Genomic DNA, 12,036 nt, shown 5'->3' with positions numbered 1-12,036 from the left:
CGGGGAACGACGTTGTCCCTACCGGATCCTTTACCCAGGAGCCGCAGCTGGTAACAGGTGTTTTGTGTGCCGCCTGGCAGTGGCCGTGCTGGTCAGGCGCTTAGGCCCGGTTTTCCCGCAGCGGCCTCTCCTGCAAGGGACGGCGCGCGAGCCAGGCAGCGACAATGGCGCCGGAGATGTTGTGCCACAGGGAGAAGACGGCCGACGGCAACGCGGCCAGCGGACTGAAGTGGGCGGTCGCCAGCGTCGCGGCCAGGCCGGAGTTCTGCATCCCCACTTCGAAGGCGAGGGCGCGGCGGGCCTTGTCGTCCAGGCGGCCGAGCTTGCCGGCGAGGTAGCCAAGGCCCAGGCCGAAGCCGTTATGCAGCACCACGGCGAGGAACACGATGGCACCGGCTCCAATGATCTTGCCGGCGCTGCCGGCCACCACGATGGCCACGATCAGGGAAATCACGACGGCGGACGCCCACGGCAGTGCCGGCAGCACCTTTGCGACGAGCTTCTTGAGGAAGAGCCGGGCGGCGAGGCCGGCCACCACCGGCAGCAACACGGTCTTGACGATGTCCAGGACCATGCCGGCGGCGTCGATCTGGAGGTAGGAACCGGCCAGGAACAGGACCAGCAACGGGGTGACGATCGGGGCGATCAGCGTGGACACGGATGCTACTGCCACGGAGAGGGCAACGTCGCCCTTGGCCAGGAAGGCCATCACGTTGGAGGCGGTCCCGGAGGGCGCGCAGCCCACCAGGATGACGCCGACCGCGAGCTCCGGCTCGAGGTTCAGGGCGCCCGCGATCAGCCAGCCCGCGCCGGGCATGATGATGTAGTGGGCAACGATTCCCAGTGCCACCGCCCAGGGCCGCTTGGCCACCGCCGCGAAATCCGGCGGGGTCAGGGTCAGGCCCATGCAGAACATGATGATGCCCAGCAGGTAGGGGACGCTGGGCGCAAGGGGTTTGAAGACTCCGGGGAGCAGGAAGCCGATGACGCCTGCGGCCACCACCAGGAGGGGGAACACGGTCACGGCAACGCGGGCGATCCTGCTTTCCGCTTCCAGTGCGGGGTTGACGGGCGTCCCGTCCGGGGAATTCTGGGGTTTAGTTGCCTCAAGCATCCAACCATGCTGGCACCGGCCGCCATGGTTCCGCCAATTGATGACCGTGAACGGTAACAACGGCGGAACCATCCGGCCTGCGGGGCTCCTCAGTGGACCTGCTTGCGGAGGTCCATTTTCCGGATCTTGCCGCTGGCCGTGCGGGGCATGTCCGCGACCACCACCAGCGATTTCGGGATCTTATACCGGGCAAGCCGGCCGTCCAGGAAGCTGCGCAGCTGCTCCTCCGTCAACGATTCGCCTTCCCGAAGGGTCACGATCGCCTGGGGAACCTCCCCCCATTTGTCGTCGCTGACGCCGATAACCGCCACGCTGCTGACGGCACCGTGCTCCGCGATGACGGCTTCCACCTCGGCCGGGTAGATGTTTTCCCCGCCGGAGATGATCATGTCCTTGAGCCGGTCCGAGACGAAGAGGAAGCCTTCCTGGTCCCGGTAGCCCAGGTCCCCGGAACGGAACCAGTGCCCGTCCGCGTAGCTGCCCGCCGTGGCCTCCGGCCGGTTCCAGTACTCCCTGATCACATTGGGCCCGGAGATCTGGATCTCCCCCACCTCGCCGGGGGCCACGGCACCGCCCATCGGATCGGCGATCCGGACGTCCGTGAAGAAGTGCGGCAGGCCTGCCGAGCCGGCCTTGTCCCTGGACCTGTCAACCGGAAGCATGGTGACGCCGGGGGCCGTTTCGGTCATGCCGTAGCAGCTGGTGAAGCCGATGCCGCGGTCCTCGTACGCATCCAGGACCCGGCGGGGAATGGCGGAGCCGCCGCAGGTGAGCTTGTCCAGGGAGCTGAGGTCCGCCGCCGCCCATCCCGGATGCTCGCAGAGCAGTTGGAACGTGGTGGGCACCCCGTTGAGGGTGGTCACTTTGTGTTCCCGGATCAGTTCAAGGACCCTGGCAGGATCGAACTTTGCCTCCAGCACCACGGTGGCGCCCTTCAGCAGCATCGGCAGCAGGCCCATGTCCAGGGATGCCACATGGAACAGGGGCGAGATCATCAACGCCACATCGTTGCGGTTCAGGTCCATGTCCACGATGGTGTTGATGCAGTTCCAGGTGATGTTCCCGTGGGTCAGCAGGGCGCCCTTGGGCTTGCCCGTGGTCCCCGAGGTGTAGAGGATCATCGCCCCGTCCTCGTGCCCCACGGCCACGACGACGGTGTCCGGGGAGGCTGCCTGCAGCGCCTTCTCATACCGTTCGACGGCGGCAGGTGGCGTGGCGGCGGAAGGTTCCGTCCCGCCGTCGGCCGCTACCACCAGGCGGTGGGTGACGCCGGTTCCCTCCAGCGCGGCGGAGGCGGACGCCTCCAGGGCGCCGGCGTTGACCAGGAGCCGGGCTCCGGAATCCTGCAGCTGGAACTGCAGTTCAGGCGGCGCGAGCCGGGTGTTGAGCGGCACGAAGATGGCGCCCAGGAGGCCGCAGGCAAAGAATGTTTCCACGAAGGAAGGGTGGTTCTCGCCCAGGTAGGCCACCCGGTCGCCCTTTGCCACTCCCCTGTCCCGGAGCGCGTTGGCCAGGCGGCCGGCCCTTTCAGCCAGCTCTTCATAGCTCAGCGCGTTGGTTCCGGACAGGAGGGCTGTCTTGGCACCCGACTTCCGGCGGCGGCGCTGCAGCCAGGATCCAACTCCGTTGTTGTCCATGCGTTCTCCTAACGGACCGTGGTGAGGTCGTTGTTCTTAGATTCCCGCGTCAGGGCGATGAAGACAATCGAGACGAGGGCCATGACGGACAGGAACACCACCACCGGAATGATGCTCTGGCCGGAGTCCTTGTAGAGGCCGGCGATGATGCCCGGGGTGAAGCCTGCGCCGATCAGGGTGGCCAGCTGGTAGCCGACGGCGGCGCCGGTGTACCGGGACGTGGTGCCGAACTGCTCCGAGACGAAGGCTGCCAGCGGCCCGTACAGGCATGAGTGCAGGATCAGTGCCACGGTGAAGGCCACGAAGACAAGGCCGACGTTGCCGGATCCGAGCATGCCGAACATGGGGAACAGGTAGGCGATGAACAGGGCGAGCCCGGCGATCATCACGGGCCGGCGGCCGAGCCGGTCGGACAGGCGGCCGCCAAGAAGCACGAAGATGATGGAGATGGCGGAGGCTCCGGCGAAGGCGTAGAGCACGCCCTGCTGCGGTGCCCCCTTGGACACGGCGTACGTCACCGAGAACGTGGGCAGCACCACCTGGAGGCCGAACCCGGCGGCACCGGCGAACATGATCATGATCAGTGCCTTGGGCCGGCGGAGCACGTCCAGCAGCGGGATCTTGCGCTTGGTGCCCTGTGCGTCTTCCTTGGCCACGGCCTCGGCGAAGATGGGGCTTTCGGAGACCCGGAGGCGGACGAACATGCCCACGATCAGGAGCACGAAGGACAGCAGGAACGGCACCCGCCAGCCCCAGGCCAGGAACGCGTCCTGTGGCAGGGCTGAGAAGATGCCCATCACCACGGTGCCCAGCACGGCGCCGGTGGGGGCGCCGGCGTTGACGAAGGAGGCTGCGAAGCCGCGGCGTTTGGGGTCCGCGTGCTCCAGGGCCATGAGCGCGGCACCGCCCCATTCACCGCCGACGGCGATGCCCTGGCAGACGCGCAGCAGCACCAGGATGACGGCGCCCCACGGCCCGATCACGCCGGCGCCGGGGATCAGGCCGATCAGCGTGGAGGCGATGCCCATCATGGCCATGGAGATGATCAGCATCCCCTTGCGGCCCACCTTGTCACCGAAGTGGCCGAAGATCACACCGCCCAGCGGCCTGGCTACGTAGCCGGCGGCGAAGGTGGCGTAGGCAGCGACGACGCCCACCCATTCGTCCGTGCCGGTGAAGAAGACCTTGGGGAAGGCTACTGCCGCGGCCGTGGCGTACAGCAGGAAGTCGTAGAACTCGATGGTGCTGCCCAGATAGCTGGACAGGATGACCGTGCGCGCTTCCTTGCGCTTGGCGGCCGTGCCCGCAGGTGCGAGCGTGGTGTGTCCGGACATGGCTGTTCCTAAGGACGGAGGGAATGGGACGGAGGGATGGGGTGCGCAGGGAAGGCGTGCGCAAGGAAGGGGTTTTGGGGTTGCCTGCGGAGGCGGTGCCGTGGGGTACCGCCGGTGTTGTGAAGGGGTTGCTGCCGGTAGTGCGGCTTACGTGTAGAAGCGGCTTATTTATAGAAGCGGGCGAGGAATTCGGCGACGACGGCGGGGCGTTCCTGGCCTTCGATTTCGATGGTGGCGTTGACCTTGATCTGGGCGCCGCCCTTGACTTCGGTGACCTCGGCGATGGTGGCCTGCATCCGGACCTTGGAGCCGACCTTGACCGGGGAGGTGAAGCGGACTTTGTCCAGGCCGTAGTTGACCTTGGTGGTGACCCCGTCGACGTCGAACAGTTCGCCCCAGAACGGGATGATCAGGGACAGGGTAAGGAAGCCGTGCGCGATGGGGGCACCAAACGGGCCGTCCTTGGCGCGTTCGGGATCGGTGTGGATCCACTGCTGGTCGTCGGTGGCGTCGGCGAACAGGTTGATTTGTTCCTGCGTGATCTGGCGGTAGTCGGTGGTGCCGAGGTCCTTGCCGGACAGGGTGAGCAGGGTGTCGAAATCGACGACGAGATTGGGCATCGTTGCCTCCTGGCAGTTTGTTGTGGGTAAGGGAGTTGTGGTTTAGCGGGTGAAGGCGCTTTCGCCGGTGAGGGCGCGGCCGATGATGAGGGCGTTGATGTCGTGGGTGCCTTCGTAGGAGTACACGGCCTCGGCGTCGGCGTGGAACCGGGCCACGTCCGTGGCCAGGGTGATGCCGTTGCCGCCCACCACTTCGCGGGCGAGGGCCACGGTGTCGCGCATGAACAGGGACGTCTGCATCTTGGCCAGGGCAGAGTCCTGGTCCCGGTAGATGCCCTTGGCCTGCTGCTCGGTGAGCCGGACCACCAGGGACAGGGACGCGGTGACGTTTCCGAGCATGCGGGCCAGTTTCTCCTGGACCAGCTGGAAGGAACCAAGGCTTCGTCCAAACTGCTGGCGTTTGGTGACGTAGGCCAGGGCGGCTTCGAACGCACCGGCGGCGATGCCGGTGGCGATCCAGGCCACGTCCGATCTCATGGCCTGCAGCATCGCCGCGACGTCCTTGAAGGAGTTCACGTTGTGGAGGCGCATCGCCTCCAGGACCCGGACATTTTCGAGGGTGATGTGGGCGTTCTGCATCATCCGCAGCGAGGTCTTCCCGGAGATCTTTTCCAGAGTCACGCCCTGCGCCTCGCGGTCGACGAGGAAGGCTTTGACCTGCCCGTCGGCGGTGTCCCTGGCGAATACGGCCAGGACGTCGGCGCTGGCGGCGCCGCCGATCCAGCGCTTGGCGCCGTCCAGGATCCATGAGCCGCCGTTGGCATCCTCTTCGAAACGGGCCGTCGTGGCCAAGCCGCCGGCAATGTCCGACCCGTGCTCCGGCTCAGTCAGGGAGAAGACTCCCTTGAGCGAAAAATCGATGACCTGGGGCATCCACTCCCGCTGCTGCTCCTCGGAGGCGCCGACGCGGATGGCGGTCCGGAACAGGCCTGCCTGCGCGGTGTACCAGGTGGCCAGGGAGGCGTCGGTACGGGCCAGTTCGAAGATCCGGAAACCCTGGTAGATGCCCCGCGCGGGCCCGTCCGCGGTGAGTTCAGCGGGCTCCATGAGGTCCAGGTCGATCAGCGGCCGGGCGAGCTGTTCCGGGAACTCTCCCCGTTCCCAGTACTCGGCCAGCAGGGGCTTCGCTTCGCGGTCCAGGAAGTCCCGGAGCCGGGCCAGGACCTGGCGCTCGTCCTGGGTGAGCAGGGACTCGGCGTCGTACCAGTCCGCTGCGGAGTAGAGGCGGGCACCCAGCCCGGGTGCCGTCGTCGTCAGGCTGTTCATCTCAGCCGCCTAACCCGAGGAGGCGGACCGCGTTGTCCTTGAGGATCTTGGGCCGGACCTCATCCTTCAGCGGCAGGTCAGCGAAGGCGCCAAGCCACTTTTGCGGGGTGATCAGCGGGAAGTCGGTGCCGAAGAGCACCTTGTCCTGCAGGTAGGAGTTGGAGGCCTTTACCAGGGACTGGGGGAAGTACTTGGGCGACCAGCCGGAGAGGTCGATGAAGACGTTGGCCTTGTGCGTGGCGATGGAGTTCGCCTCGTCCTGCCACGGCACCGAGGGGTGGGCCATGATGATCTGCAGGCCGGGGAAGTCCGCTGCGACGGCGTCCAGGAGCAGTGGGTTGGAGTAGGCGAGCTTGATGCCGTATCCGCCGGGAAGGCCGGCGCCCATGCCGTTCTGGCCGGTGTGGAAGATGGCGGGCAGGCCCAGTTCCTGGAGCGTTTCCCAGAGCGGGTAGAAGCGCTCATTGGAGGGGTCGAAACCCTGCAGGGACGGGTGGAACTTGAAGCCCCGGGCGCCGAGCTCGATGGCTTGGTGCTTGGCTCCGGCGATGGCGTCCTCACCGGTGCGGGGGTCCACGCTGCCGAACGGGATCAGGACGTCGTTGTTCCGGGCGGCACCGGCGATCAGCTCCGGGATGCTGTTGGGTTCGTGCTTGAGCTGGGTACGGGCGTCCACGGTGAAGACGACGGCGGCCATGTTCAGTTCGCGGTAGACCTCGGCGATCCGGTCCAGGGACGGGGTGCGGTCTTCAGCCTTGAAGTACTTGGCCGAGGCCTCGGTGAGGGCCTCCGGCAGGGACACGTGCCCGCAGCTGTCCACCTCCAGATGGACGTGCATATCGATTGCATTGAGCTTGGCGGCGTCGATGCCCAGTTCGTAGCGGTCAGCCATGATCAGCGGGCCTGTGCCGGTTCGGGCTGCAGTTCGGCGGGCAGGGGCAGGAATTCCTCGCCGTAGCCTTGCAGCGTGTCCTGGTTGAACAGCTGGCCGGCGTTGTCCAGCAGCGCCTCATAGCTCCAGCCGCCCTCGCGGTATTCGGTGGTGGCCGCCGTCGGGTGCGTCCAGACCTGCAGGCGGTCACCGCCGGCTCCGATCGCCTGGCCGGTAATGTGGGCGGCTTCATCGGAGGCGAGGAAGGCAACCAGTCCGGAGACGTCGTCGGCCGTTCCAAAGCCAAGGTCGTGGCGGAAGAAGAACGGCATGGCTTCACCGCGCTCCTCCGCTTCCACTGCCTTCTGGAAGTACGGAACGGTCTTGGTCATGGCCGTCGCGGCCACCGGGATCACACTGTTGACGGTCACGCCGGCCTTCTTCATCTCCAGCGCCCAGGTGCGGACCATGCCCACGATGCCGGCCTTCGCCGCCGCGTAGTTGGTCTGGCCGAAGTTGCCGCGCTGGCCCGTCGGGGAACCGATGGTGATGATCCGGCCCTGCCCGTTGTTCTCCTTGAAGTACGCGTAGGCTTCGCGGACGCAGGTGAACGTGCCCTTCAGATGCACGTTGATCACCAGGTCGAAGTCCTCGTCCGTCATCTTCAGGATGCTCTTGTCCCGCAGGATCCCCGCGTTGGTGACCAGGATGTCGAGCCGGCCGAACGCGTCCACTGCTCCGGCCACCAGGGCCTTGGCTGCGTCAGTGCTTCCTACCGGAACCACCACGGCGGTGGCGCGGCCGCCGTCGGCCTCGATCTGCGCCACGGCCTGCGCGGCGGTGTCCGCGTTCACGTCGTTAATGACGACGGCGGCACCCTGGCGGGCCAGTTCCCTTGCGTAGGCGAGGCCGAGGCCCTGCCCGCTCCCGGTAACGATTGCAACCTTGCCGTTCAAGCTCATGGCCTGCTCCTTCGCATGCGCCGGCCGAAGCCGTTGGGGTGGTCCCACTGCTGTGTGAGATCCTTGTTGAACTCAATGAAATTACGAATCATTGAAAAAGTCAACGATTGTTTTTTACCAGTACCGGAGTTGTGATGGCCACCTTGGGCACAGACGTTCAGACCCCGCGCCTTGCGGCCGCCAGGATCGGCAGTGATGTGGGCCTGCTGCTGGCCAAGCTGCATGCCGCGGGCTCGGTCCTGAACAACAAGGCGCTGGCGGATTTCGGCCTGCGCGAGCGTTCCTTCTCCGTTCTGACGCTGGCGTGCAGCGGGCTGGAGCCGACGCAGCGGGAACTGGCGGATTTCCTCAGCCTGGACCCCAGTCAGGTGGTGACGCTGGTGGATGACCTGGAACGCCGGGGGCTGGTGGAGCGGGCACAGGGGAAGCAGGACCGACGCGCCAAGATCATCGTTTCCACCGCCGAGGGACGGAAGATGCACACGAAGGCACGGGCAGCACTGGACGAGGCGGAGCTAAAGCAGCTGGCCGGACTTTCCGACGAGGAGTCGCAGGAGTTGAAGCGGCTGCTCCGCAAGGCATTGTGGGGCTCGGCGGAGTAGGCGCACGCGCCGGCGGCACCCGGGGTTCTTTCCCCCAATCGGACTGTTCAGGCTGTGAGGGGTGGCTTACGTGGCTGCCCGCAGCCCTGAAGCCAGGCTGGATAGCAGTATGCCCATGATCAATGACAGACGAGTCCCTCGGCCGGACTCAAAGCGCCTAACCTGTGTCGCCATCGCGTTGTCCTTCCTCTCCCCGAATCGGAGTCGGTTAGGGATTGTCCCAATGTTCTGAGGGTTTCGAGGCGCAAAGCATCGAAGCCGGTAGAGTGCGCTTCATGACATTGGGGGATGCAAAAGCCACTCGTGGCCGCCGCCCGTGGACCTTCGCCGGGGTGTGCGTCATGGTCGTCTCGATGGCGCTGCTGCTGTTTGGTTTGGCCCAAGTGCCGCCCGTACAGTTGCTCCCCGGCTATGTGGTGGCCTACCTGTTGATCGGGGCTTGCATCTTTGGGCCAACAGGAAAGGTGTCGTTGCGGCAGGCTGGTGCTTTTCTGTTGCCCGGCGTCCTGCTTGCTGTCCTGGCGCTGCTGAACTTGGGGTTCTGGGCCGGGGGCTGGTTGCTCGGGCTCCCGGCGTGGGGCCTGCTGCTGAGTCAATGGATTCCAGAAAACCCGCTCAGGATTAGCCAACTGCTGGAGTTCCTCGGCCTGCTGGTGCTTGGCTTGGTGATCTTCACGTTCAATGCGATCTACCCGATTCCCAGCCTGGGCCTGTTCCTGCTGCCGGTGATTCCGTTGGTCCGGCTGGCCTACCCGGAGTACCGGGCCAGGCCTCTGCGGGCTGCCATGGAACTTGTCCTGGGTCTAGCCACCCTTGTGGTCGCATTCGCGATTCCCGCCCCCGAGGGCTCATGGTCCTCCCCATGGACCCTCGCGGGCGGAGGCGCCACCGTGGGACTCATGATCGCGTACTGGGCCCGGCGCCTTCCCGATCGGTCCAGGCGACTGCAGCTCAACGAGGGAGCCATCCTTTAGGCACTGCGAGGTACCTTTGGCAGCGCCCGGTAAAGGATCCTTCACCCGGTGCTTCAGGCTGGACTTAGACGTTGGCCCGTCCGGGACGCACTCTCCGGGAAGCAATGAGATCGACTGGACTGGGGAAGTCACCGTGCAGTCCCTGTGTCAGTGGGAGAAGTTTGCTGAGATCTCGGCAAGGGTGCGCCCCTTAGTCTCAGGCGCGAGCCATTGCGAGAGAACTGCGCCGAGTAATGCGACGGCGGCGGCTACGACCATGCTTGGGCCCATGCCGATGTTGCTGATCGCCCATGGCAGGGCGAAGGTGCCGAGTGCGGCTCCGATGCGGCTGAATGCCGCGGCGAAGCCCATGCCGATGCCGCGCAGGTGGCCGGGAAATACCTCGGCCGGATAGACCTGGGTCATCGTGGTGTAGCCGGCATTGAAGAAGGAGAAGGCGAGAAACAGTACGAGCACGAGAATCGCTGGTGCGTTCGCCCAGATTCCGATGATCAGCAGGATGCCTGCGCAGAGCCACTGTCCGGGCACGGTGAGGATTCGGCGGCCGAGCTTGTCAATCAGAAGTACGGTGGTGACAACACCCGCGGCCGCAAGTGCGGACAAGCCGACTCCACCGGCCCAGCCGCCGCCGAAGCCGAATTGGTTGAGCACGTCGTCGGCGAAGGTCGCGATCGCGAAGTACGGAGTGACCGCGCAGAACCAAAAACCTGAGGTGAAGAGGGTGGTGCGCCAGTGCTGCCTCGAGAACAGCATTCCGAAGGAGGCGCCCTTGATTTTGGTCCTACTCTGCGCGGCTTGGGCCTCCTGGATCATCCTCAGATCCATCTCTTCGGTGATGCTGTTGTGCATCTGGGGCGATTCGACATATCTGCGTGCGATCGCGAGTGCTTCGTCATGCCGTCCCTTCGTAATAAGCCAGCTCGGCGATTCGGGGAGGCCCAAGCGGGCGAGGAACAGAACGAATGCGAGTATCGTGCTCGTGCCGATTACGAGGCGCCATGGGGTGCCGGCGTCGTGCAGGAGCGTGCCGATGATGAATGCCATCATGAAACCGACGTACCAGGCGATCAGAGTCAGCCCGAGCAACCGCCCGCGGAGCTTTGGAGGGGAGAACTCTGATAGCAACGGCCCACCGATTGAGTACTCGCCGCCGATCGCGACGCCCATAAGGAACCGGATGGCGGCCAGCTGGATCACGGCCCCATCTCCGGAGGTTACGAAGAACTGCGCCGCTGAGGCGACCAGGAACAGGCCCATGTCCACGAGGAACATGGGCTTGCGTCCGAACTTGTCAGTAGCCCAGCCGGCAAGCGGGGAGCCGACGAAGATACCAGCCAGCGGGCCTGCAGCGATCATGCCCAGAGATAGTGCGTCGAGCTGGAGCTCTGACCGCATGGGTCCAGTGACGGGGCCGATGATTCCGAGGATGTAACCGTCGAGGAACATCCCACCGATGAAGACAGCGACAAGCCGCACCATGAAGCGGCGTTTGAACGTGGAGCTGGTCTCTTTTGATATGGAGGTGTCGACGGAGGCCGTCGTCCTGGTCGGATGGATCATTGAGATGTGTTCCCTTCTGGCTTCAGCACAAACCGCTGGCGGCACCAGAGCGCCGTTTCATGCACGCGCGGACAGCCGCAGCCCCTAGCAAACAGTGGACTGTGACATATGACTCATATATCAGAACTCTAAGGGTGCGGTCCGCACCGATCAAGAGTGTGACAAGTTAATTGGTTTATCCGTCGACTCTCCGCGTGGTCTGTCTGGGCCGGCGCAGGTTCCGCGTCTGGCGTGGCTCATCCTTTTATCGTAGTAATGGGCGGCTTCTCGACTGTCACCGACAGGCCGGTACCTCCGGCTGCGTTCGCACCACGGACGATGTACCAACGACCTCCTGAGTGGAATGCTGTGTTGATGGATATCCAAGTGTGGTGGCCTTTGCTCGATGCCGAGACCCGCGACTGGCTCATTGAACACAACGGCGAGCCACTGCCACCGAAAGTAGTCGCCGGCATCAGGGCGGCTGCAGGCGGCACCGCCGATTCCAAGTGGTGGGCCAGCGAATCAACAGACGGGCCCCAGCTTTCCGACGATGCTGTGGATTGGATCGAGGGTATCGCGAACGACGAGGATCCGACTGCCAGCTGAATCACTTTCGAAGCGTCCCGCAGAAGGATCCTCCATCGGACGCCCCAAGATCTATCCGCCTGCTTCCTTCTAAGTGGAGGATGCCTTGCCCGTTTTTCGGCGCCTGGCTCCGAGCACCGTCAGTCGCCGAGGAGCCTGCGTTGGTGAGCGAACGCAATTAATTGCAACCTGGTGCGCAAAGTCAGTTTGTCGAGGACGCTGCGCAAGTGTGTTTTCACTGCAAGCAGGAATTCCGGTTCTGCGCTCTTCAGTAGGTATCCGCTGGCTCCAGCTTGGACAGCGTCCAATACCGCATGGTCGCGATTGAACGTCGTCGGTGCACATGCCTGCCACCCTATCCACGGCGGTCAGGCCCTTCGGGACATATCCGGCCGATCTCCCCCCAGGAGCCAGGACGTTTCAGCCTTCAGGTCAGGGCGCGACCCTCTGGTCGGGTAGCCCGTCCGCTTGGTAAGGGTTGACACTTAGCGCTGCGACAGACCGAGAACCAACACTGCATAGCGGCTAC

Annotated in this window: 11 protein-coding genes; 3 read left to right on the top strand and 8 right to left on the bottom strand. The window is 64.9% G+C overall.

Going from position 1 to position 12,036, the window contains the following annotated elements; all coding sequences use genetic code 11:
- Nucleotides 1-100: 100 nt before the first annotated feature.
- The 7 genes from Q9R31_RS18905 to Q9R31_RS18875 all read right to left on the bottom strand — a co-directional run bounded on the left by Q9R31_RS18905 (nt 101) and on the right by Q9R31_RS18875 (nt 7,804).
- On the bottom strand, nt 101-1,114 hold the full coding sequence (locus Q9R31_RS18905; protein ID WP_311264252.1) for a bile acid:sodium symporter family protein: 1,014 nt from the start codon (nt 1,112-1,114) through the stop codon (nt 101-103).
- Between the two features lie 89 nt (nt 1,115-1,203).
- Nucleotides 1,204-2,751, bottom strand: coding sequence for a long-chain fatty acid--CoA ligase (locus Q9R31_RS18900; protein ID WP_311264251.1), 1,548 nt, complete (start codon nt 2,749-2,751; stop codon nt 1,204-1,206).
- 8 nt (nt 2,752-2,759) lie between these two features.
- Nucleotides 2,760-4,085, bottom strand: a complete 1,326-nt coding sequence (locus Q9R31_RS18895) for an MFS transporter (protein WP_311264250.1) — start codon at nt 4,083-4,085, stop codon at nt 2,760-2,762.
- Between the two features lie 164 nt (nt 4,086-4,249).
- On the bottom strand, nt 4,250-4,705 hold the full coding sequence (locus Q9R31_RS18890) for a MaoC family dehydratase (RefSeq protein ID WP_311264249.1): 456 nt from the start codon (nt 4,703-4,705) through the stop codon (nt 4,250-4,252).
- Nucleotides 4,706-4,747: 42 nt separating this feature from the next.
- Nucleotides 4,748-5,971, bottom strand: coding sequence for an acyl-CoA dehydrogenase family protein (locus Q9R31_RS18885; RefSeq protein ID WP_311264248.1), 1,224 nt, complete (start codon nt 5,969-5,971; stop codon nt 4,748-4,750).
- A 1-nt stretch (nt 5,972) separates the two neighbouring features.
- The gene (locus Q9R31_RS18880; RefSeq protein WP_311264247.1) at nt 5,973-6,863 is read right to left on the bottom strand and encodes an amidohydrolase family protein; all 891 of its coding nucleotides are present in this window, start codon (nt 6,861-6,863) and stop codon (nt 5,973-5,975) included.
- 2 nt (nt 6,864-6,865) lie between these two features.
- On the bottom strand, nt 6,866-7,804 hold the full coding sequence (locus Q9R31_RS18875) for an SDR family NAD(P)-dependent oxidoreductase (RefSeq protein ID WP_311264246.1): 939 nt from the start codon (nt 7,802-7,804) through the stop codon (nt 6,866-6,868).
- A 134-nt stretch (nt 7,805-7,938) separates the two neighbouring features.
- On the opposite strand from Q9R31_RS18875, the gene Q9R31_RS18870 reads away from it, so the two are divergent.
- Nucleotides 7,939-8,406 carry a MarR family transcriptional regulator gene (locus tag Q9R31_RS18870; protein ID WP_311264245.1) on the top strand — a complete coding sequence of 156 codons (468 nt, stop codon included), beginning with the start codon at nt 7,939-7,941 and terminating at the stop codon, nt 8,404-8,406.
- Between the two features lie 275 nt (nt 8,407-8,681).
- Nucleotides 8,682-9,380, top strand: coding sequence for a hypothetical protein (locus Q9R31_RS18865; protein ID WP_311264244.1), 699 nt, complete (start codon nt 8,682-8,684; stop codon nt 9,378-9,380).
- 147 nt (nt 9,381-9,527) lie between these two features.
- Here Q9R31_RS18865 and Q9R31_RS18860 read toward each other — a convergent pair whose 3' ends face one another.
- Nucleotides 9,528-10,940, bottom strand: coding sequence for an MFS transporter (locus tag Q9R31_RS18860; protein ID WP_311264243.1), 1,413 nt, complete (start codon nt 10,938-10,940; stop codon nt 9,528-9,530).
- 354 nt (nt 10,941-11,294) lie between these two features.
- On the opposite strand from Q9R31_RS18860, the gene Q9R31_RS18855 reads away from it, so the two are divergent.
- The gene (locus tag Q9R31_RS18855) at nt 11,295-11,528 is read left to right on the top strand and encodes a hypothetical protein (protein WP_311264242.1); all 234 of its coding nucleotides are present in this window, start codon (nt 11,295-11,297) and stop codon (nt 11,526-11,528) included.
- The last annotated feature ends 508 nt before the right edge of the window (nt 11,529-12,036 follow it).

Origin of the sequence: Pseudarthrobacter sp. BRE9, assembly GCF_031844305.1 — a bacterium.
GTDB lineage: Bacteria > Actinomycetota > Actinomycetes > Actinomycetales > Micrococcaceae > Arthrobacter.
This window is presented reverse-complemented; position numbering and strand designations above follow the sequence as displayed.